Source organism: Streptomyces sp. NPDC048506 (assembly GCF_040651315.1).
Lineage (GTDB): Bacteria > Actinomycetota > Actinomycetes > Streptomycetales > Streptomycetaceae > Streptomyces.
In genome coordinates this window covers 88,953-111,762 of sequence record NZ_JBEZIX010000010.1, presented here as the reverse complement: position 1 = coordinate 111,762, position 22,810 = coordinate 88,953, and the positions used below count along the sequence as shown (strand labels likewise).

13 protein-coding genes are annotated in these 22,810 nt (G+C 71.3%); all 13 read right to left on the bottom strand.

Annotated features, from left to right (window positions below; translation table 11 throughout):
• Window positions 1–68 precede the first annotated feature (68 nt).
• Window positions 69–2,288, bottom strand: coding sequence for a hypothetical protein (locus AB0C96_RS10575; RefSeq protein ID WP_362915766.1), 2,220 nt, complete (start codon window positions 2,286–2,288; stop codon window positions 69–71).
• Window positions 2,285–6,154, bottom strand: coding sequence for a putative baseplate assembly protein (locus AB0C96_RS10570; protein ID WP_362915764.1), 3,870 nt, complete (start codon window positions 6,152–6,154; stop codon window positions 2,285–2,287). Before AB0C96_RS10570 ends, AB0C96_RS10575 begins: the two co-directional genes overlap by 4 nt.
• Window positions 6,151–9,489: a putative baseplate assembly protein gene (locus tag AB0C96_RS10565; protein ID WP_362915763.1), complete on the bottom strand. Its 3,339-nt coding sequence runs from the start codon at window positions 9,487–9,489 to the stop codon at window positions 6,151–6,153. Before AB0C96_RS10565 ends, AB0C96_RS10570 begins: the two co-directional genes overlap by 4 nt.
• Window positions 9,486–9,908: a GPW/gp25 family protein gene (locus tag AB0C96_RS10560; protein WP_362915903.1), complete on the bottom strand. Its 423-nt coding sequence runs from the start codon at window positions 9,906–9,908 to the stop codon at window positions 9,486–9,488. Before AB0C96_RS10560 ends, AB0C96_RS10565 begins: the two co-directional genes overlap by 4 nt.
• A 5-nt stretch (window positions 9,909–9,913) precedes the next feature.
• Entirely contained in the window at window positions 9,914–10,279 is a 366-nt protein-coding gene (locus AB0C96_RS10555; protein WP_362915761.1) for a hypothetical protein, read from the bottom strand.
• Window positions 10,280–10,303: 24 nt separating this feature from the next.
• Complete coding sequence (locus AB0C96_RS10550) at window positions 10,304–10,828, bottom strand: phage baseplate assembly protein V (RefSeq protein ID WP_362915759.1); 525 nt, start codon at window positions 10,826–10,828, stop codon at window positions 10,304–10,306.
• A 125-nt stretch (window positions 10,829–10,953) separates the two neighbouring features.
• Window positions 10,954–12,096 carry a hypothetical protein gene (locus AB0C96_RS10545; protein WP_362915757.1) on the bottom strand — a complete coding sequence of 381 codons (1,143 nt, stop codon included), beginning with the start codon at window positions 12,094–12,096 and terminating at the stop codon, window positions 10,954–10,956.
• Window positions 12,086–12,484 (bottom strand): hypothetical protein, encoded by a 399-nt coding sequence (locus AB0C96_RS10540; protein WP_362915901.1) that lies wholly within the window; start codon window positions 12,482–12,484, stop codon window positions 12,086–12,088. Before AB0C96_RS10540 ends, AB0C96_RS10545 begins: the two co-directional genes overlap by 11 nt.
• A complete protein-coding gene (locus tag AB0C96_RS10535) occupies window positions 12,481–13,152 on the bottom strand; it encodes a hypothetical protein (protein ID WP_362915755.1) in 672 nt (223 codons plus the stop codon). Before AB0C96_RS10535 ends, AB0C96_RS10540 begins: the two co-directional genes overlap by 4 nt.
• Window positions 13,153–13,176: 24 nt before the next feature.
• Entirely contained in the window at window positions 13,177–13,881 is a 705-nt protein-coding gene (locus AB0C96_RS10530) for a hypothetical protein (protein ID WP_362915753.1), read from the bottom strand.
• An 8-nt stretch (window positions 13,882–13,889) separates the two neighbouring features.
• Complete coding sequence (locus tag AB0C96_RS10525) at window positions 13,890–20,405, bottom strand: DUF4157 domain-containing protein (RefSeq protein ID WP_362915751.1); 6,516 nt, start codon at window positions 20,403–20,405, stop codon at window positions 13,890–13,892.
• Window positions 20,402–20,734 (bottom strand): hypothetical protein, encoded by a 333-nt coding sequence (locus tag AB0C96_RS10520; protein ID WP_362915749.1) that lies wholly within the window; start codon window positions 20,732–20,734, stop codon window positions 20,402–20,404. Before AB0C96_RS10520 ends, AB0C96_RS10525 begins: the two co-directional genes overlap by 4 nt.
• Window positions 20,725–22,791 (bottom strand): ATP-binding protein, encoded by a 2,067-nt coding sequence (locus tag AB0C96_RS10515; RefSeq protein ID WP_362915899.1) that lies wholly within the window; start codon window positions 22,789–22,791, stop codon window positions 20,725–20,727. Before AB0C96_RS10515 ends, AB0C96_RS10520 begins: the two co-directional genes overlap by 10 nt.
• Window positions 22,792–22,810 lie beyond the last annotated feature (19 nt).

The window sequence follows — 22,810 nt, the reverse complement described above, 5'->3', positions numbered from 1 at the left end:
CGGGATGCTCGGAAGGCTCAGTGGCCCGGCGGTCGAATCACGGCGGCGGCGCGGGGTGCGCGGGCGGTTCACGTCACGAACACCACCCCCGCATCGCTCCCCGCCGGTGTGTACTCCGCCAGCCGGGCCCGCAGGCTGTCCTCGCGCTGCGGCTGGTACAGGTCGTGGTACGCGCCCATCTCGGCGCCGTCCTCCGCGCCCCGCCGGATCTCCTCCGCGCAACCCGCCGCCAACTGCCCGTACCACGGGGTGCCGTAGCGCTCGCCGCGCAGCAGCGGCCGCACCCGCGCGGCTCCCCCACTCTCGGCTCCGCTTGAGCGGGAGGTACCCCCATCGGGACCGGCCAGGTCCGGCTGGCAGCGGTAGCGGCGCGGGGTGCGCGACCCCGGCGGCACATAGCTGAACCGCAGACAGCCGATCCCGCGCCGGGCGACCTGCATCCGGCCGGTGAACAGAGAGTTCTCGGCGAGCTCCACGGCATGCGTGTGCACCTCGCCGATCACCGTCGTCCGATGGGCGTACAGCACCGCATGCGCATGCCGGCAGTCCGGCGCCGCCAGCGCCTCGCGGTCGGACCCGGTGGCGTCCAGCACGGAGTCGCGCAGGTGGATCGGCAGCGGGTCGGTGCCCACCTCGTCGCCGATCACCTCGATGGTGCCCAGGACCGTCCGGTCGATCTCCACGCACGCCGTCGTGCGGTCCAGGACCAGGCTCGGCTCCTCGGGGGAGTGCGGTGCGCACTCCGGCTCCAGGGACCAGCCCGGCACCAGGGTGCAGTGCCGCAGCACCAACGCGCCCATCGGCCCGCTGACATGGAGCCCGCGACCGGTGACCAGCAGCCCGTCCAGCACCATCCGCGGCCGCTCGCCGACCGCGCAATCGGCCTCCCGGGCCCGGATGTTGAGGGCGTCCGGCCGGTTGCTGTACCAGTCGAGCAGCCGGATGACGGGCCGGGTGCCCTCCGCGGCGCGCAGCTCCAGCCGGTCGCCGGGGTCCAGGTCGAAGTCCAGCTGCTCCTGGTAGGCGCCGCTGTGGGTGATCTCGATGACCCCCGCGGGGCCGCACCGCCCGGCCCGCCGGTCGTGCTGCCACGCCCCGTAGGCGTCCATGATCCGCTGGAAGGCCTGGCCCGGCCCGACGCGGTAGACGGCCGCGTCCGGGTCGGTCTCCCGCTCCCGCGGGTACTCGCCGCCCCCCAGCTCGTCCCCGAACCCGTAGTGGTAGTCCACCCATACGCCCTGCCGGGGCGCCGACCGCGCGCCGAACGCCATCCGGCCCAGCTCCGGGTCGACGGCGACCTGCCCGCGCCTGGGCCGGTAGCGCCAGTCGCTCAGGTCCGCGACGACGATGTCGGACAGCGACACCGGGGTGTCATGGCCGTCCCGCCGGATGACGAAGCTCTTCCCCGGCCCGTAGTAGTCCGCCAGCCGGTCGTGCAGCTGCCGGCGCCGGATCGCGGCCGGCACGTTGTCGAGGGTGGCGAGGTGCGCCGCCGACGGCTCCGGCTCCGGCCGGGTCACCAGCGCCGTGTCATTGCCCAGGATCGAGAAGGTGTACAGGTTGCGGGCCCGGTCGATGCAGTACGCGGGCGCCCGCGTCACCGTGTACGGCTTCAGCCGCCAGACGAACAACCCCACCCCGGCCGGGGTGTAGCCCCCCTGCGTCCGAGGGGAGTCGACCCGCCGCACGTCCACCGAGCGGGCCACCGTGCCGAACGGCCCGCCGGCCAGGTCCAGCGCCGCCCCGTCCCGTACGTCCACCAGCCGCCCGCGCCCGCGCCGGCGGGCGTTGACGGCCTCGGTGCCCGACCCGTACAGCCTCACCGGCTGCTGGTGCGCGACCAGCCGGGAGAACTCCACCGCCCGCGCCGGCCAGCCCGCCACCGACGCCGACAGCTCCTCCAGCAGCGCCAACGTGCCCTTGCGCCGCCGGTTGCCGACCGTCGCCGCCACGTCCCGGCGCGGTGCCAGCGCCTCGGCCAGCCGCCGGCGCGAGGAGTCCGGCAGCCCGCCGTCCCGCAGCCCGGTCGCCAGCACCCGCTCGTACCCGGGCAGCGGGCGGTAGCCCACCAGGTCCCCGAGGTACGGCAGCACCCACTCCGCCGCGGTCTCCACGAACCAGTCGTCGTACTGCTGGGCCACCCCGTCGCGCACCCGGTCCACCTGCTCGGCGAGCACCGCCAGCAGCGCACGGAGCGGCTCGCCCTGCTCGGGATCTTCCGAGTCCCGCAGCCGGTGCCATTGCGGAAGCAGCTCCGCGAGCCCGTCCGGCTCCCTGCTCGTGGTCATCGGGTCACCTCCGTGAGGATCAGGGTGTCCGCCACCTGCGGCGAGAACAGCGCGAGCTGCGCCGGGCGGACACCGCGGAACACGCAGACCGCGCGGCCCTTCGGCAGCGGCCGGGTGTCGGTGATGTCGGGGTTGAGGCGCAGCAGTTCGGCCAGCGGGATGCCGTGGTGGGCGGCGATGCCGGTGAGCGTCTCACCGCCGTCCGACACCACCTCGTGGATCTGCTCGTGGTACCGGGCGAGCCGGGCCGGTACCGACGCGGGCGGCGGTGCCTCCCCGCCTGCGGGCGGGCCGGCGAACCGGTCGGACAGCGCGGCGAGTTCGTCCGGGGTGGCGGAGGCCGGGACCCCGGTGAAGGCGTCCACGTCGACGAAGTCCACGCCCGGTACGGACTGGGCCGCGGCCAGCACCTCGGACAGCTGCGCCGGCTGCCCCAACTCCCGCCCGTCATAGCCCAGTCGGGCCAGCAGCGCCTGTCGCACCCGCGGCTCCACCAGTGGCCAGGAGTGGTCCGGCGCCACCTTCACCTTCGCCAGGCACAGCAGCAGCACCGGCTCGCGCACGTCCACCCGGACCGGCAGCCGGCTGTCGCCGTACTCGGCCAGGGCGGACCGCAGCGCCCGAAGCACCTCCGCATCCGGTGCCAGAGGGATGTCGTCGACCCCCGCCACCGTCACATGCAGCACCTTCCGCCGCCCGTCGAAGAGTTCCCGGGCCGACGCCCGGCCGATGCCGGCCCGGGAGCGCGCGAAGTCCTCGTAGTCGGTGAGCGAGACCAGCCGGTCCAGCGCGGACACGGACAGCGGGACGGTCCGCCGGGTCAGGCCCGGCCCGTCGGCGTCCGCCCCGCCGCTCGCCGGCTGCGGATTGGTCACACCGGTCACCCCGAGCGGCCGGGTGACCGCCTGGGTGATCCGGTTCGCCGCGACGTTCGCGGCCCGACCGGTGCCGAAGCGGTACCTGGCCCGTACGTTGTCGTGCCCGCTCGGCAGCCGCGCGCCGTGCACGCCGTCGCCGAACGTCACCGTCGTCCGGCCGTCGCCGCCCGTGCCCGTCACGTACACCCGCTCCCGGGGGCCGCGGCCGGCCAGGCTGTCCACCGCGTGCCACAACAGCCCGTCGACGCGGATCTCCAGCTCCGGCGTGGCGCCCAGAGGATTGTCCGCGGGCAGCCAGGTCAGCGGCGACTGCCAGAGCGCGAACGTCTGGTTGGCGCGGGCGGCGTCGCCGCTGCCGATCGGCTCGTCCCGGCTCTCGCCGTGCGTGGCCGGCACGACGTTGCCCTGAACGCGGACGGTGTCCCGCCGGTACCGGTGGGCGAGGTCCGCGGTCAGCGTGAGCACCGTGTGGACGTGGTCGCCCGGCAGGTCCGGATCCAGCCGCTGGTCGACCGAGGCGATCACCGCCAGCTCGGTGGCGCGGAGCGTGGCCGGGCCGGGGAGGTCGGTGCGCTCGCCGGAGACCATCAGGCGGCGCCCCGGCAAGAGCCCGTCGTAGAGCTCCTCCAGCTCCAGCTCGTTGCCGTGCACGTCCTCGCCCAGCGGCTCGTCCGCCATCCGCAGCACCTGGCCGCCGGCGTGCACGGTCGTGTCCCGGATGGCCGAGAGCACCACGTCGTGCTCGTCCAACCAGGGGTCGGCCAGGGTCAGTTCGGTGCCCCGCCCGGTGATGCCGAAGTCGGTGTACGCCGCGGTACGCACCCCGGTCACCCGGGTCGTCACGGACGCCAGCTTCTTGTCGCCCGGGATGCCGTCGTCGCCGCCGGCGCCCTTGCGGGGCCGTTGGACGACGACCCAGCTGCCGACCGTGATGCCGTCCTGCACCGAATCCAGCGGCAGCACAAGGCGGTTGGCCGGTGCCGGGACGGTGGCGATGCCGATCTCCACGGCGGCCGGCTCGCTCCCCGGCGTACGGCGCACGGTCACCTCGTACTCGCCGTGCCGGACCTGGTGCTGCTCGCCCGGCTTGAGGTGCCAGGTCTGGGTCCGGCCGTTGTTGAGCGCGACCTCGATCCGGTCCTCGTCGTCCGGGCGGGCCACGAACAGCGTGCGCTCGGGCAGCCCCGGCAGCAGCCGGGCGGTGATCCCGGACTCCTGCGAGTCGGTCGGCCGGCGCCCCAGCCAGCCCAGATCGTGGTCCTGCCCGGTCCGGGTGGACAGCTCCACGCGCCCGGGGCCGAGCGGGAAGGTCTCGTCCGCCGGCAGACCCACCGTGTGCTGCGCCGTCGCGCCGGTCTCGATGTGCTCGAACTCCGCCCGCACCGGAACCTTCCCGGCCGTGTCGTAGACGATCCGCATGCTGGTGAGCACACCGCCGGTCAGCGGCCAGTCGGCCTGCCGGATCACCCGGCCCCGGTCGTCCTGGACGGGCTTGAGCGGCGCGGTCGCCCCGAAGGGCGCGGCGGTCACCCGCATCGCCAGCAGCTCCCGCAGCGCGGCGGGGGCGGTCGGTGCGGTCTGCCGCCACGCCGCGTACATCCCGTCCGCGAGCCGCGGGTCCAAGGCGGACAGCAGCCGCGCGGACAGGTCGGAGCCGGGCGCGAAGGGACGGCCGGAGCCGCCCCGGGCACCGGACGGCGGGCGGACGACCCGGGTGCGCAGGGCGGGCAGCAGGGCGCCGAGGGCCCGGAGTGCCGGCGCCCCCTGACCGCCGGCGGCCGTCGGCTTCGGCGTGGCCGGCACCGCACGGGCCGGATCCAACTCCCCGGCCCGTTCCCGCAGTTCACCGACCACCGCCGCCAGCTCCTCGAACCAGGCCGCGACCTCCTCGTACGGCGCGGCCAGCGCCTGCGCCTCGACCAGCCGCTCGTGCGGTCCGGCCAGCCGCGCGGCGAACGCGGCCGGCGACTTCCCGGCCTCGCCCTCCAGGTCCTTGCGCAGCGGCGCCAGCACCTGGACGTCGAAGGTCTCGATCAGCCGGCTGACGGGCCGCGGGTTGGGGGTCTGCGGGGTGGGCGGGCCGGGCCAGTCGGGATCGTCCGGGCCGCCGCCGTCCTCCGGCTCGGTGATCCACTGCCGTACCTCGTCCACCAGCTCCTGCACCGTGGGCGGCGCGGACCGCGGCAGACCGATCGCGGTGACACCGGTGCCGCCGGCGCCGTCAGTGCCGCCGGTGCCGCCGGTGCCGTCCATGCTTCGGTCGATGCGCACCCGCGCCACCGGCAACAGCAGCTGCTGCGTCCCGCCGAAGTCGAAGAGCAGCTGGTCACCGGTCTGAAGCGAGGTGTTCGTGCCCGCCACGAACAGCTCCGACCGCTTGGCCAGGTCCTCGGGGGCCAGCAGGCCCGGGCGGCGCCGGCGCACCGCCAGCTCGTTCCACGCCCAGCGCGCCGTCAGGTCCTCGTCGGTCTCGAAGGTCTGCGACTCCTCGCCGGTCGCGGCCGGCACGCTGTGGCTGCGCGCGCCGCGCGGAACGACCACCGGCAGGTCCTCGGCGCGCGGATCCTTGTCGAGGGTGTAGGCGAGGTGGGTGTCCGCCGCGACCCCCGGCCGCGGCCGGTGCCCCACCAACCGGCCGAGGAGGGCGAGCGACCGGTGCTCGTTCGCCGTCCGCAGGTACCCCTCGTCCGCGATCCGCTCGCCGTGGAAGGTCAGCACGTCACCGAGCACCGCCCAGGCGTCCAGCAGCCCGATCGCCGGGTCGTCCGGAGCCCGCACGGTCAGGCCGCGCAGCGCCGGGTAGGCGGGCGAGGCGAGCCGGTCGAGCATCCCGGCGAGGAAGCTGCCGTAGTCTCCGACGCGGTAGTCCAGGGCCGTCCGGCCCGGCGGGTTGTAGAGGGCGTCGGGGGCGCGGCGTTCGTCGTGGCCGCCGCTTCCCCCGCTTCCGCCGTCGCAGCCACATCCGCAGCCGCCGCTCCAGGTGTTCATCGGGCGCCCCCCAGCTCAATCGCCAGCCGGCCGTTCTCCGGCCGCTCCGGGTCGTTGTCACACACGGCGATCTCCAGCGGGCCGAGCCGCAGCACACCGTCCTCCCGTTCTCCCTCGTCCTGATGGAACAGCCGTTGCAGCCGGGTCACCCGTACGCCCCGCACGCCCGGCACGGCCGCGGCCACCGCGACCAGACGGCTCAGCCGGACCGGCTCGCCGAAGGTCAGCGCGTCCGGGTGGAAGAAGCCGAGCCGGCCGCCGGACAGCCGACGACTGCCCAGCACCCGGTACAACTCGGCCAGGATCTGCCCGTGTTGGTGCCCCGGCGCGGCACACACCTCGATCGCCAGGTCCACCGGCACCGTCCGGGCCGGCTCCACGACCAGGTCGTGCCCGATCCGCCGGTAGCCCTCCAGCGCGTACGCGACCGACTCCAGCAGGCGGGGACTCGGCCGGCCGGTGCCCGCCGCATCGATCGCCACGTGCGCCTCCTGGAAGCTGCCCGTCCAGCGGATCTCCGCGGCCGCCCGCTGCACGCCCGGCAGCGCCGACGCCAGCTCCGCGTAGTCCGCCGCGGTGACGGCCCGGTGGCGGGTGCGCTTGAGGTCGAGCGGCGCGAGCTGCCGCACCTGGTCGACGGGTTCGGGCTCGGTGCCGCCGGTGGCGGGGAGCGGGTTGCGTACGCCGGCGACCGGCATCGGCTCGGCGGCCTCGGACTCCGCGCCCTCGCGGCTGAGGACGAGGTGGTTGATGGCCTCGGCCCCGACGTTCCCGGCCCGGCCGCCGCCGAGGCGGTAGTGGAGCGTGAGGCGACTGCCGGGGGTGGGCCGGGCGCCGTACCGGCCGTCCCCGAAGCGCAGCGCGATCCGCCCGTCGTCCTCCATCTCCCCCACGAAGTGCCGCTCGCGCGGGCCGCTGGACAGCAGATCGCGGCGCGGCTCCCAGGTCCGTTCCCCGCCGCCCGCGCTGCCCTCGCCGTCCTTGCCGACCTTGCGGGTAGCGCCGGCCTCGCCGGCCTCCCCGCCCTTGCTCTTCTCGCTCTTCTCGCTCTCCTCGCTCTCCTCGCTCTTCTCGCCGTTCTCGCAGTTCTCGCAGTTCTCGCCGTTCTCCGTGAGGCGTACGGCGGGCAGTGCCGCCCGCGGATCGGGCACCAGGGAGGCCGCCGGCCCGTGCAGCACCGGCTCGTCCGGATGCAGCCCCACCGCATACGCCGGGCTCCAGCTCTGCGCGATCTCCCAGGCGATCCGGCCGTCCAGCACAGCTCCGGCACGGGCCCGCGCCGTCAGGACCTCCAGCCGGCGCAGCTTGGCGTCCAGCAGCCGGTCCGCGCGGTGCAGCAGTTCGCGGAGGGCCCGTACGGGGTGCCGGCGCAGCTCCAGCCGTTCCAGGACCTTCAGGCCGAAGACCACGGCCAGTTCGGCGATCTCCTCCTCCGACAGCCCGTCGCAGTCCCGGGCGCTCCGCCACAGCTCGACCAGGCGGTCCCGCACGCGCTCCGGTATCCCCGCCAGCCGGTCGGCCTGCCCGGCAGCCACCTGCGCCGGATCCGGGAACGGCACCGTCTGGGCGACGGGGGAGCGGTGCAGCACGGGCCGGAAGCGCGGCGCGATCCCCGGGTAGACGGACTGGGCGAGCAGGGTGCGCAGCGCCCCGGCCTGCTCGTGCACCGTGCCCGGCACGACGTGTTCGCGCCGCCGGCCCGACAGCTCCAGGCCGAGCCCGGCCCGTACGGTCGCCTCCTCGCCCACGACCCGGAACAGCTCCCGGACGTCGTCCGGAGTCAGCGCCTCATGACAACTCGTCTTCCTGATGAGGTGGTTGACGGCCCGAGCGGTGGTGTTCCCGCCGCCCTGGCGGTCGCCGCAGCCGAACGCGGGCGGACCGCAGGAGTCCAGGACGGCCGGGACGGGGGGAACGGTGACTGCTTCGGGCACGTTGTCGTCGGCGTTTCCGAAGCCGATCGACCGCCCGTGATCCACCAGCACGACATTGCCGCGCGCCACACTCACGTCCGCCACCGGCGCACAGTCCGGACCGCCCCGGGTGGACAGGCACAGCCCGAAGGCCAGTGCGTCCTGTGGTGCCCAGGTCACCTCCAGCACCGGCTGCTCGTCGAGCCGATCGACGGCCGGGGTGACGGAGGTGAGCCGGACCACCTGCCGATGCGCCGGGTCCTGGTCGCCGGGCGTGCCCGTACGGGGCCCCTTGACCTCCTCGAAGAGCAGCAGATCACCGGGGGAGAGGCCGAGGACACGGGCGTCGCAGGAGTCGTCCGCCCACTCGTCCCGCAGCGTCGCGGCCGTCGCCCCCTTCGGCAGGGAGCACACCTCCCCGCCCCAGGTCCACAGTCGGATCGCATTGTGCTGGGGCCGCAGGGCGAGCGGCGCATCGGCCGCCACCGGCTCGAACACCTCGACCACGCCCCGCTCGTCCAGCACGGCCAGATCCCGGTCGTCGATGACCGTGCCGATCTCCGGCCGGTCCCGCGGCCCGTAGGTGCGGCTGTCGACGGCCGCGAAGCGGAACTCGCCGGGCAGCAGGGTGAGTTCCGCGGCCACGTCCACGGACACGAAGGCCCGCGCACTGCACCCGTCGTGCATCGGGTAGTCGATGAGCCGTACGTGCCGCCGCACCGACACCCGCCGCCGCGCGGTGTCGAGGTACGCCTCGGTCGCCACCGCGTCCTGCTGGTAGCTGATCTGGTCCGCCGTGTAGGCGAGCAGCTCGACCAGCGTCACCCCCAGGTCCGCCGGATTGCGTTCGACCCAGTCGGGGGTGGTCAGCCGCAGCCGGTCCAGGGCGAGTTGGCGCAGGGTCTCGTAGTCGCGGGCGGTGTAGTCGATGACCGGGGCCGGCCCGAGGGTGTCCGGACTGTCGCCCTCGCCGGTGTCCTCGGCGCAGTCGAAGGGGCTCGGGCAATCGGGCCGGAAGGAGAACTCCCGGCTGAAGTACCGCTGGTCGAAGCCCTCGTACGGTTCGGTGCCGGGCCGCCCGTAAGGGTCGGTCCCGACCAGGGACAGCCGATACCGCGAGGTGTCACCGGCCCGGTCCAACGTCACGAACAACCGGTCGTCGAGCTCGGGATCCTCCTCCCGCTCGACGGAGACCTCCAGGGCCGCCAGCCCCGTGATCCGGCGCCCGCCGTCAATACGGACGTTCTCCGGACACAGCCCGTGCGGCGCCTTCCCCAGAAAGGTGACCGTCAACGTCACCCCGTCGTCGGCGACCTCCACCGCATCGATGCCGTTGAGGCGCGCGGCCCTGACCCGCCCGCGACGCCCGTCCGCAGGGCATGTCGACGTATCCGTCGTGCCGCCCCGTCGCTGCCGGCTCATCCCTCGCCCCGCCCCTCGCCCCAGCCCGCGCCCCGGCCTTCGAACACCTCGTCACGCCGGCTCGCGGTGGAGCGCACCACGTACCGCAGATACACCCGCACCACGTTCTCCTCGCTCACCACGTCCAGCGCTTCGACCTCGATCAGATCCCCCAGCCACCGCTGTAACGAGGCCTGGACGGACAACTCCACGGCCGACGCCAACTCCGGACTGTTCGGGGTGAAGACGAGGTCCAGCAGACCGCATCCGAAGTCCGGCCGCATCACCCGCTCACCGGGACTGGTGAACAACAACTGCTCGATCAGATCCCGCACATGCGCGTCGTGGTCCGCGTGCGCGGTCCGCCCCCGCCGGTCGATCCGAAAGGGAAACGCAATCTCCGTACGCACCGGCTGTCGTATCGCCCGTATCGCCCGCATCGCGCTCATCGACTGAAAACCCCCTGCCGCGCCCCGCTTACCTGGTTGTCGGCGACCACGACCGGTGGCCCCTGCGGCACCAGCCCGGCGCTGAAACACATCGCCGCCGTGGTGTCCAGCAGCACCGGCACCCCGTCGACGCACACGTCCTGACCACCGCTGCCCGGCGTCCACCGCACGCTCGTACACGGCTGGGGACGCCCCGCCTCGGTATGGGTGCACCCGCTGACGGCGAACAGATCCGCCGCGGTCGCCACCGGCGCACCGTCGATCCGCACCGTCGCCGCACCGCCGTGCGTGGTCGACACCACCCGCCCGCCGTGCGGACAAGCGATGGCCGACCCACCATGGACGACATTCCCACTCGCCATCTGCCCTGCCTCCCCCGTCTCCCGTCAGCGCTTCTTGGGCACCGTCAACCGGCCGTCATTCATGACGACGTGATCACCCGTCAAGGAAATCGACGCCCCGAGTCCATTACTGAAATGAACCCCCGTGGCATCGATCCGCACATACGCCCCGCCCGGTGCCTCCAGCAGAATCCCCTCGGTGGGCACATCACTCATCACGATCTTGTGCTTTCCCGGCGTCTGGATCACCACCGGATGTGAGATCGCCGGATCCCGCTGCGCGTCCTCCGGCAATTCGTCCCGCCGCCCGTACCAACACCCCGTCCACACCGGGAAACTGGGATCCCCCTGCTCGAATTCGACCCACACCCCGGCCCCGACCGACGGCACCACCACCTGGCCGGCCTTCTCGCCCGTGAACGGAAAACACGGCAGGGCCCAGGTCGACACCTCGTCCCCCAGCACGTCCGGGACCTGCACCTTGAGCCGCCCGATTCCCGACGGGTCGTCATTCGCCGCCACCCGCCCCCGGAACTTCCCGAGAAAGCGGTTGTTCGCTGCGCCGGCCATCCCTATCCCTCTGTCTCCCGGTCATCCCGATCGTCCTGGTCGCGCTGATCGTCCTGGTCTTCCCGGTCTTCCCGGTCTTCCTGGTCGTGCTGGTCTTCCCGGTCTTCCCGGTCTGCCGAGTGGTGTTACGGACGCACGGTGTCGCTGCGCGCAATGAGCCCCTCGCGCGACAGCGTGAAGTTCTGCTGGTAGGAACCGGGCCGAATATTCGTCGTCACGCTCTTCACGTAGTAGTCACCGTCATAGGTCACCCCGGCGCCACGCACCCCGACCAGCTCCCGCGGCAGCAGCACATATCCGTGCCTGTTCACGTCCAACTGCCCGGACCCCGAAATCGCATCGGCAGACATGGCGGCCCGCCCCAAGGCCTCCGCCTTCGCCAACGCCTCATCCATCTTCGCCGTCCCGGCGAGCGTCTTCCGCTTCAGCGCCGGCGACGCCCGCAGCCCCAACGGCGGCCGCAACGGACTGATATCCGGCTGCGCGAGCAACGGCGCCCGCCGCGTCACAGGATCCTGCACCCGGGCCTGCGGCTCCTCGCGAGCGGTCCCGTCGTAGGCGAACGTCAACTGATCCACAGTCGAGTTCACATCCATATTCACGTTCAACGCGTGCTGCCGCTGCCCCAGCCGCTGCTCGGGTCCCCAGAACGCCGTCGACCGCCCCGGGACGGGCCCAGGGTCGAGGTAGAACGTATAGCCGTTCGCCCTGGCCAGCTCATTCACATACTGGAGATCCGTCCCCACCTGGAAATCCACCCGGACCTGCTCCCGCGGCGACTGCGGCACCTGCTCCCTGATGATCCGCGCATCGATGCCGTAATCCGCGTACTTCCCGAGAATCCGCTCCACCCGCTGCGACGGCGCGAGATTCGGATACCGGTCCGCCCGCTCCTCCAGGTCCATCAGCAGCGTCAGGTCCTCCCCGGTCACGGTCAGGGTCGTCTGCCCGGGCTGATTACTGGCCCCCACCTCCTGCCGCACGATCAACCCGTCCAGCAGCACGAACGGCGTCCCTTTCACCGAAACCGCCACAATCACCCGCGTCTTCGGGTCGAAGAACCCTTCGGGCAGCAACCGCTCGGTGAGGGCGCCCTTCTTGGTCAGGTCAAAGGCAATCTGAAACCCCGACCGCTCACCCGCCGTACTCGTCACCTGCACCGACAGCAGCGCCTCCATCACCTCGGCCGGCACCGGCCGCGCCAACTTCGGCCCCATATACAGCGACACATGAATGGGCCCCTGCCCAACGGGCTGGTCATCCCCCATCCCGCACCCCCGGCCCGCCCAGCCTGCCCATCCCACCCGGGAATCCCCCGGGCAACGGCACGGCTATCTCCACCCCCGGCTCATCGGTCAACTCCCGTGGATCCAGCACCGGATTGGCATCGGCAATCCGCCACCACTGCCCCGGATCCCCGAAGTACCGCTGCCCGAGCTGATCCGCCCGCTCCCCGGCGCTGACCGTATGCGGCACGCTCTCCTCCGCCGCCTCGCCCAGCGGCGGCAGCAGCCTCCGCTTGACGTACCTCACCTCGGTCCCGTCCTCGGCCCGGTACACCCCGATCTCGGCCCCGTGATACCGACTGCTCCGTGGATACGGATGCGCCCCGGGAACGTCGTCCAACGCCCTCTCATACGGCTCAATCACCCTCAGATCCCCCTCCCGCCAAGCCCGAGCCGCGCAAAACTCCCACCCTGCGCCGCCCGCGCCAACTGCTCCTTCTGCGCCAGATGCGCGAGGTACAGCTCCGCTCCCCGATGCCCCGCCGGCAGATCGCTCACCGTCAGCACCTTCATGCCGATGCTCAGCGACGCCCGAATCGGATTGAGATACACGTCGAACGCCGACTCGTTCACCGACAACTCGGTCAACCGAACCGGCATGACCCGCTTACTGCCCCATGTGAAGAGCGTCAACGGCGTCTCGATCGGGCTGATCTCAATCGTGCCCTTCTTGGTGAGATGCGAGGCCGCCCGGAGTTGCGCGGTCGTGGGCTGCACCAGCATCTCCAGCACGGCGAGTTGGGGGTGAATCCCATCGGGCGCCGCCACATCCAGCTGGTCCGTGGCATCGATCTCCGCCGTGAACTTCCACGACTCCTGCGCCGGCCCTTTCAGCCGCAGCGCCTCGTTCCGATCTCCGCCTCCGCTCCCACCTCCACCTCCGTCCCCCTCACCTCCGGCAGCCTGCGGCTGAACCGAACGTTCCAAGGTGTCGGGGTTGAACTGGAGCACGATGATGCGCTGGGGCGTACCGCGCTCGGGGTCGACGATGACTAATCCGGAGCGGATGGGTTTGGGGATGTCTGCATAGGTGGTCACAGGAAGTCACCTCGGTTGGCCGGGTCAGTGGTCGTCGGTTTTCGGCTGCTTCCGCAGATAGATCGGTGGGGCGGCAAATTCCACTCCATGTTGCAGCATTAGATCGATCACCTTGCCGCGGAAGATGAGCGTCGACAGGACGGGAAACGTTTCGGATTCAAACCGATACTTGTCCGACCAGGCGGCGCCTGATGTGCGGATTATTTCAATGTTTCGGTCGGTCAGGAATTCTTGGCCATCATGCCCGATGAGCCATATTCCAGTTTTCCCTTGGTCTTTACTGAAGACGTCTGCCAGCTCAACCGGGTCGGGGAGTAACGGTGCATGCTCCAGTTCCCGCAATCCGTCCTTGCGCTCGGGCCCCCATATGAGGTCGGGAGTGACGGCGGAGATCAATGCTATGAGTTCGCTATTCGCCAGCACCGACAGTCCCTCCATCGGTTCGAGAATAATCGGAACGTTGTCGGTGGGATTTGCTTCGCTTTCGGACTTCAGGCAGAGGTACGCAGCCGCGGTCTCTGTCTCGAAACCTTCTCCTTTCGGGATGTTGTAGAGGAGGCGGAAGTCGATTTTCCGGCGCTCAAGGATGCCTATGGCGGAATCGAGGGAGTGGTCGGGAACCCTCCAATTTCCGGTGTGCTCGGAAGGTTGGGCGCCCACGCCTGCGAGTAGATCCCGAATGCCATTGTCGATGTCCTCGGGAACTGAAATGCTGTGTTGTATTCTCACCGTGAACCTCATATGAGCTTTTGGAATCGCCCGCGGATCGTTTCGTCCGTCACTAGTGTCAGTCCGAACTCCTCGATGCACCTGAGCCCCCATTTGTACTGGAGCTCATGGCTGGCTTGGATCTCATCGAGGTATTTTCGTACCGACTTTCCCCTGGTGCCCGGAAGTCTGATCGAAGTAACTGTCGGATCGCTCTTTTCGTGCTTCTGGGCAAACCATCCGTTGAACTTGTTGTTGAGGTGTGCAGTGGTCAGCGTCAGGTTCTTCGTGTCGTTGGGGTGATCTGGAACACGCTGCTCGATAATGTGATGCCAGTTTGAAAAACCTCCCATGTAGTTGGGGTTCAGGAATTGGTTGTGATATCGGTAGTTCAAGGTCTGTCGGGCGTCCGGGTCGTAAACCTCCCAGGAATTATTTGTTCTTATCGTTTCGAAGTCTTCACCGTATTTGAAGTTCAAGGCCTCGGCGGGCTGTATCCTCTTCCAGTTCTCCTTTTCCTTGGTCTCCACGTCAAATCTTTCGAGGCCGGAGACTCCGTGGCCGACGAAGGAGAATTGGTCATCCGTTACCATGCCGACCTTTCCGACGGGCCATTTGCCTAGTTTGTTCTTGGCCCGCACTTTGAGGCCGGGGTACGGCTTCGGGTTCTCGTCCAACTTCTCCTTCGTCTTCCGGATCACCGGCTGCTGCTTAGGTTTCTTGTTTCGGTATCCTTTCCCAACCTTCTTGGGCGGGTTGAGTATGGCTTCGAAGTCGACCACCGGGTCGCCGGTGGCGTTGAGGCTGGTAAGCCGGTAGTGGTGGCGCAGAAGTGCCAGTAGTGGCTGTAGGGAACGTTCCGGGATTCCCCGTTCCAGTCGGTCGTTGAGATTGCGGCGGAGTCGCTCGACGATCCGGTCCAGCCGCTCCTTCTTCGAGTCTTTCGAATTCTCCTTCTTCTTTTGATTGCCCTTGATCTTCTTCCCGTGGTCATGTTTGCGCTTCTTGTGATCGCGCAGATGGTCGCGCTTCTTCTTGAAGAAGTCGCGGGTCTTCTTCGCCGTGTTCTTCAGGGCCTTGCCGAGCTTGGACTTGCGTAGCTTCTTGCCGAGGGTCTTGCCGGCGTTGCGGACCTTCTTGAGGGCGGACTTGACCTTGCCCTTGATCTTCTTCAGGGCGCGGCCCAAGGGGGAGGTGGGCTTGCGCGGCTTGGTGCGCTTGGGGGCCTCGATTTCTTTCTTCTTGGACGGTTTGTCGGGAGTCTTGTCCTTCTTGGCGTTCGGACCGCCCCCATCGGGGGACTCGTCCTTTTTGGCGTCCGGTGTGTCCTTGTGCGGAGACTCTTCCTTGGGCTTCTCCGGGCCGTCCTCGTTTGGATGTTTGTCGGGTGAACTCGCCTCGTCCCTGCTCTTCTTGGCCTCTGCCTCGTCCTCGTGGCGCTTCTTCGCCGGGTCCGGGGTCTTGCTGGTGGGGCGGCCCGTCGGGTGGGTGTCCGGCTGGTGTTTGGGGTGGGCGCCGCCTGGGGTGCGGTCGGTTGAGGTGCCGGGGCGGGAGGGGACGCGGGGGCCCTTGGGCTTCGCCGGGCCGGTTGGTTTGCGGAGGGCCTGGGCGGCCTTGCGGGTTGCGGCTCGGGCGGAGTTGACGGCTTTGGCGGCTGCCTTGCGGGCGCCCTTGCCGGCCTTCTTCAGGCCGGCGGCGATCTTCTGGGCCATGGCCTTGAGGCGGTTGCCGACGCCCTTGGCGGCGCGGCCGAGGCGGGCCAGCAGGAGGTTGGTGATGAGTTCGAGGAGGGCGACGACGCCGGCCGCCACCGCTTCGGCGAAGAGGCAGGCGGCGGGGCCGGCCTTGACGGCCTTGAGGAAGGCGAAGAACTTGCCGAAGGCGGCGAGGATGGCGCTGACGGACTGCCAGGCGGCCATCAGGCCCTGGATGATCGTGAGGATCGCGCCGGCCGCCGGGATGATCATCGAGACGACCTTCTCGATGACCAGGGCGGCGATCATCATGGGGAGCGAGGCGATGATCGCGTCCCAGGCCATCTTGCCGATTTGCTTGAGCGACATGCAGCCCTTGATCAGGACGTTGATCACCGTCTTGCCGAGGCCGAGGATGCCCTCGACCTTGGTGTCGAACCACTGCTTGACGGCGGTCTTGATCGCGCCCCAGAGGTGTTCCTGGATTCCCGTTTTGGCCGCGCTGCCGGCCTTCTTCAGCCAGCCGCCCGGGTCGGGGGCGATGTCGGCGACGAGGGCGGCGAATTTGCCGAGTGCCTCGATGGCCGCCTGGGCGAACTTCAGGGCGCCGACGATGGCGTCGCGGAAGATCTTGATGGCCGCCTTGAGGCCCGCTTCGAGGACGTCGAGGAGGGCGTTGAGGCCGGCGGCGAGCGCGTCGAGGAGGGTGTTGACGGCCTTCTTCAGGCCGTCGGCGAGCTTGTTGACGGTGGCGATGGCCGCGTCGCGCAGGCCCTCGATGGCCTTGCGGAACTTGTCGCGGAGGGCGGGGAAGGCGGCGAGGAGGACATCGCCGATGGCGATGAGGGCGTCGGCGACGGCGTTGATGGCCTTGATGGCGAAGTCGCGGACCGCGTCGATCGCCTTGTTGGCGAAGTCCTTGAAGGCGTCGATCACGCCGTTGATCGCCTTGCGGGCCTCGTCGAAGACCTTGGTGACGGCGTCCAGCAGGTCCTTGAAGAAGTCCCCGACCGCGTCGACGATCTTGCCGAAGAGGGAGTCGGAGCCCTTCTTCTTCTCCTCCTTCTTCTTCTTGGCGTCCTTTTCGGCCTGGTCGGCCTTGCCGTCGATGTCCTTGTTGTCGGTGTTCTTGCGGTCCTCGACCTTCTTGTCCCGGTCGTCGCGCTCCTTGGTTATCTTGTCGTTGCCGTCCTTGTGCTCCTTCTCGGTCTTCTGGTCGGACTCGTCGATCTTCTTGTCCTGCTCGTCACGCCAGTTCTGACGCTCCGAGGTGACCTGTTCGGCGGCCCGGCCGCGTTCCGCCGTCTGCTGCTCGGCGTTGCGGGAGACCTCGTTGTCGATCTCCTGCTGTTTCTGCTGCTTGGCCTTCTGCTCGCCCTGCTGCTGTTCCTTCTCCTTGGCGGCCATCTCGTTCTGGGACTGGGCCGTCGCGCCCTTGATCTCGCCGCCGCGCTCCTGCTTCGCGACGGTGCCGACGCCCGGTTTGGGCGTGCCGCCGGGTGCCTCGCCCGCACCGGCACCGGCCCGGCCGCCGCCCGTGCGCCCGCTCGGTGCCTTGCCGCGCAGCTCCTCCTTGGGCGCGTTGGGGAAGATCTTGTCCTCGCCCATGGGCTTGGAGGCGTCCGCCCGGCCGGTGTCCTGGATCTTGCCCTGCTTCTCCTTGAGCTTCTCCGCCTGCTTGTCCGTACGCTGCGGATCGCTCTCGCCCTCCAGCTTGATCTTGGGGGCGGGGCCGACCGTCTTGTTGCGGAGTTCGGGGTCCGTGGTGGGTACCTGGTCCGCGGCCGCCTCGACGCTCTTGGCGTCGTCGGCCGTCAACGTGCCGTCCTTGCTCGGCGGGACCGTCGGCGTCGGGATGTTGTCGGTGGGCTTGGCGCCCTGGGCCTTGTCGCTGCCCTTGGCGCGTTGCTTCTCGCCCTGGTCCTCCGGGCCGACCCTCTCCAGCGTCCCGCTGACCGCGGTCTCCGGCGCCTCCGCCTGCGGGGGAGCGGACTGGGTCTGCGGCGCGCCCGAAGGGCGTTCCCGTTTGGGCGGGTTGGCGGCCAGTCGCTGCTGTTCCTGGCCGACCTTCTTGTCCGCCGCGCTGTCCACGCCCGGCAGTACGGCCTGCGCCTGGTCGGGCGCGAGCGAACCGGCCGTCCGGAGCGCCGACTTGGGATCCTGTCCGGAGACGTCCGGCGGCTCTTCCTGCTTCTCCTTGGTGTCCTGTCCACCACCGCCGCCCCCACCGCAGGAGCCGCCGCCCTCCTCCTTCTCGGCGGCCGGCGCGGGCGGTGCACACCCGCCGCCGTCCTTCTCCAGTGAGGCGTCCGGCTGCGCCTTGGCGCCTTCGGGCGCCGGCGCGCCCATCTTCCCGGGATCCTCGGCCTGTTCGGCCGCCGGGCTCACCGCGGCCTGCGCGACGGACGGCGCGCCTCCGGGGCCGGCGGCCGCGGAAGGCGCCGCTGCCGGTTCGGTCGCACCGACCGTGCCACTGGGTGCCGCTCCGGGACCGCTCTCCTTCGGCACCGCGCTCTTCGGCGCCGCCGCCTCCCGCTCACCCCGGACGGGCTCCGCGCCCCGCCGGGCGGCGGGGGAGGGGTGCCGGTCCTGGGCCGGCGTCCGTTCCGTGTGCGCGCCGGCCGGCGGGGCCAGGGACGCGGCCGCCGAGCCGGCACCGCCACCGGCCGGTCCGGCGGAGGCGGCGCTGCTGGGCTTGTCGGCCGCCGCGCCCTGCGGATGCCCCTTGGCCTCCTGCTTCTCCGCCTGCTCGTCCTGGTCCTTCTTCTCCTGCTGAGCGTCCTGGGTCTCCTTGGCGTCCGGCGCCTCCTCGCCGTCTCCCGCCCGCTCGTCCCGCTCCGCGTCCCGGTCCGCCGCGTCCTGCTTGGCGGCCCTGGCCCCGTCCTCGTCCTGGTCCTGCTGCTGTGCGGGGTCCTTCTTCTCCTCGGCCTCCTGCTCCGGATCCGGCTTCTCCTCGCTCTCCGGATCCGGGCCGACCTCCTGCTCGACGGGCTTGTCCGGCTGGAGGTCCCGCTCGCTGCGGTCGGGCGCCTCGGACGCCGGGCCGTGCTCGGGCTGCGGCGCCTCGCCCTCCACGGGACCCCGCTCCTCGCCCGGCGCCTTGGCCTCGGCCTCCGGCGCCTCCTCGTCCTCTTCCTCGTCGGCGTCGTTCTCCCGCTCCTTCTGGATCCGCTCGGCCCTGGTGGGCGGCGGGGTGGGGAAGCCGGGCACCGCCGGCGGGGCGTCGCCCGGCCGCACGCTGTCCGCGGTCGGTACGGACGACAGGTCCGGGTCGGTGTCCGGAACGTAGTCCTCGGGCTTCAGCTCCGCCTCGCCCGGCCCCGCACCGCCGCCCCCCTGCTCCTCCTGCCCGCCGTCGACCTCCCTGTCGGCGCCCGCCTCCAACCCGATCGGCCGCTCCTCCTCGCGCGGCTCGCCCTCGTCCTCGTCCTGCTCGTTCAGCCCGTGCGCGGACAGCGCGCTGTCACGCTGCTCGGCCCGTTCGTCGACCTTCTCCGGACGGACCGGCCCCGGCTGCTCCCGCTTCTTCTTGTCGAGCTCTTCCTGCTTCGATCCGTCCGCCGGCTTCGTCGCTGCGTCGTTGCGCCGGCGCTTGTCCGCCCCCGGCGCATTCGCCTGCTCGGGGTCCTGTTCCTCGCGCTCCCGCTGCTCCTTGCGCTCCTCCTTGGTGCGCTCGGCGCCGTCCTTGCCCTTCTCGGCCTTCTCCGCGTCGGCCCGGTCCGCCTGTTCGCGCTCCTGGCCCTGCTTCTCCTCGTCCTGCTGCTGTTCCTGCTCGGAGTCGGCGAGCTGCTCGGCCCGCTCGTCCTCCTTCGCCTTGCGCTCGCCGGCCTCTTTCTGCTCGGCGGACGCGTCCCGCTGGGCCCGGGTCCGTTCCTGCTCGCGCCTGCCGTCCCGTCCCTTGGCGTCCTTCTTCTCCTCGGCGGCGTCCTCGTCGCGCTGCCGCTCGGACTTCTGCTCGCCCTCGGTACGGTCGGCCTGCCCCGCCCGCTCGTCCAGCAGCAGGTCGACGGCGTCCGGGACCGCCTCGGGGACGTTCAACGGCTGGAGGCCGAGAGGCGCGGTCTCCGCCTCGGCCGTCAGGTCCAGCACCCGGTCGAACTCGGAACTCAGCAGTCGCACTTCGAGCCGGTCGAGGACGGAGTCCTGGAGCTCGGGGCCCATCCGGGCCAACTGCATGCGCACCCGCCCCGAGAGGTCCTCCGGGTCGCCGCGCAGCGACCGCAGCACCCCGTTGGCCAGCCGGTCCACCAGTGTGGCGGGGTCCAGTTGCTCGAAACGGCGCCGGTCCGCGTCGACCGTCGCATAGCGGAGCCAGCCGGGGGTGGCCTGCCCCGGCTCGACCTCGGCCGCGGCCGGTTCCTCCTGGCGGGCGGACGCGCGTAAGGCGTCCAGAACGGAGGTCCGTGCCGCCGACTCCGCCTCCCGCTCCACCGTCTCCTGCGGGAGGCTGACCGCGCCCAGGTCGCGGCCGGCCCGCAACGCGCCCGAGCCGTGCGGGTTCTGGACGGTGTGCAGGAGCTCGTGGGCGAGCAGGCGCCGGCCGTCGGCCGTGCCGGGGCGGTAGGCGCCCTCGCGGAAGAAGATGTCCTGGCCGACGGCGAAGGCGTCCGCGCCCATCATCTCGGCCAGCTGCCCCGCGTCGCGGTCGGTGTGCAGGCGGACCCGGCCGAAGTCGTGGCCCAGCTGCTCCTCCAGCTCGCGGCGGACGCCCAGGTCCAGGGGCTGGCCGGCGCCGCTGACGATGTTCTTCGGCTCCGGCGCCCGCGACGCGGCGGCGCGTTCCCTGCGCTTGCGGCGCCTGTCCTCGGCGGCCGACCGGGTGTCCTGCGTCGAGGACTGTGCCGTACTCATTGCGGATCCCCCCGTCCCGCCAGCCCCGCATGCACCGCCCGTGCCAGCGCCTCACCCAGTCGTACGGCGGAGGTGGTGGCCGGCAGCGGCGGCAGCCCGGCGAGGCCGTCCAGCGCCACGCCCGTACCGTCCGCCGCGAGCGGCACCCCGCGTTCCCGTACGAGTCGGGTCAACTCGGTCTGGAACGCGGCCGATACGCGGTGTGCGTCGACCCGGGCGTCGAAACCGTCGAGGACCAGTTCGCCGATGTCGATACGGAAGTCCGTGGCGGGCGGCGGCACGGCACCGGCCTCCCGCGCGAAGCTCCCGGCCTCGTGATTCAGACCCATCCGTGGACCTCCGACGGCGTCAGAGAACGTTCCAGCTTCAGGTACTCGGTACGGGCCGCGGCCAGCATGTGGCGCATCTGGAGGCGGTCGCCCTCCTCCGCGGCGAGGAAGGCGCCGGAGAGCGCGATATTGCGGATCGAGCCGCCGGCGACCGTCAACTGTGCCAACAGGGACGGCTCGATGTTCTTCGTCGGGGCCTGGGCGGGCAGCACCCGGCGCCAGATCTCGGCGCGCTCCCGCTCGCCCGGGAAGGGGAAGTCGACGACGAAGCGGATGCGGCGCATGAAGGCGGAGTCCAGGGCCTTCTTCATGTTGGTGGTGAGGACGGCGAGGCCCCGGTAGGCCTCCATCCGCATCAGCAGATAGCTGACCTCCAGGTTGGCGTAGCGGTCGTGGCTGTCCTTGACCTCGCTGCGCTTGCCGAACAGCGCGTCCGCCTCGTCGAAGAGCAGCAGCGCGCCGCCGCGTTCGGCCGCGTCGAAGACCCGGCTGAGGTTCTTCTCGGTCTCGCCGATGTACTTGCTGACGACCTGGGAGAGGTCGACGATGAAGAGGTCCAGGCCCAGTTCCTTGGCCATGACCTCGGCGGCCAGGGTCTTGCCGGTGCCGGAGCCGCCCGCGAAGAGGGCCGTGACGCCCAGGCCGCTGCGCAGTGACTTCGCAAAGCCCCAGTCCTGGTAGACGGTGCTGCGCTGGCGTACGTGCGCGACGATCTCCTGGAGGATGCGCAACTGGCGGTCGGCGAGCACCAGGTCCGCCCAGCCGGCGCGCGGCTCGATGCGGCGCCCCAGCTCGTCCAGGCCCATCCGGGCCTCGGTGAGACCGGCCTGCCAGGCCAGCTCGGCGGCGTCGAGCACGTCCGTGTGCGGCAGGTCGCGGCGTACGGAGGCGGCGGCGGACCGGACGACGTGCGGCGGGAGCTGGAACTGGGCGACGAAGGACTGGAGGTGACGGTCCGTCACCTCGGGTAGGTCGGCGAAGGCGTCCGCCCAGAGGCCGAGTTGCTCCTCGTCGGCGAGCTTGGGCACGGTGACGCGCTGACCGCGCGGCTGGCCGGTCCGTCGCGGGTCCGGGCTGGAGACGACCAGCGGGACGGCGGCGCCGGCGATGAAGGCGTCGGCCGCGGCGTGCTGGTCGCGGTCCAGCTCGCCGACCTCGATCAACAACGCCGCCGGCAGCAGGATCGCCTCGCGCTGCCACAGGCGGGCCAGGCGGTCGCGTGCGGCGGGGTCGGTGGGGATGTCGTCGGCGGCCATGGAGTACAGGCCGAGGCCCGAGCGGTGGGCGGCGACGGCCGCGATGTCGGCGCGGGAGCGGAGGTCGGCGCCGACCAGTTCCACGCGGAGCGGGGAGTCCGGGCCGGAGCCCGCCCAGCCTGCGGCGACCCGGTCGGCGGCGGCGTCGTAGGACGGCGGCAGGGACGCGGGCGGGGGCGTACGCCGCAGCAGGCCGTGCAGTTTGGCGTCCAGGTACGGCGTGCCCACCAGGAAGTGCAGGATGCGCTCGTCGAGGCGGAGGCGGCTGGTGGTCAGGCGGGTCTCGTCGTCCAGCTCGATCAGCCGCCAGCGGCGCAGCGGGGCGACGGGGGTGAGGGCGCTCCAGTGGGGGTCGGTGAGCGCGGCCAGGGCGAGGGAGAAGGTGGGGTGGGTGTGGCCGGGGTCGGCGCTCGCGGCGGCACAGCGGGCGCCGGTCGTCGGGTCCAGTTCGGCCGCGGCGGCCAGCAGCACGATCTCCTGCTCGAAGGGGCTGAGGCCGAAACAGGCGGTCAGCGCGTCGAGGGCGGGGAGCGGTGGGCGTGCGGGGGCGGGGGCGGGGGAGGGGAGACCGCCCGGTGCGGGGGTGGGCCCCTCGGCCCCATGGGCGTCTTCCGCCGCGCCGACACCCTCGGCCGCGCCCTCCGCCGCGCCGGCCCCCTCGGCCCCGCGGCCTGTCCGCGCCACGTGGGCGTCCAGGCGTGCCAGTACGGACCGGAGGGCGGCGGCCAGCGCGGCCCCGTCCGATGCGGTGGGCGCGCCGCCGGCGGTTTCCCGCGTCCCGTTGCCGTCGCCGCTGCCCATGTCCTCGACTCCCCCCGTC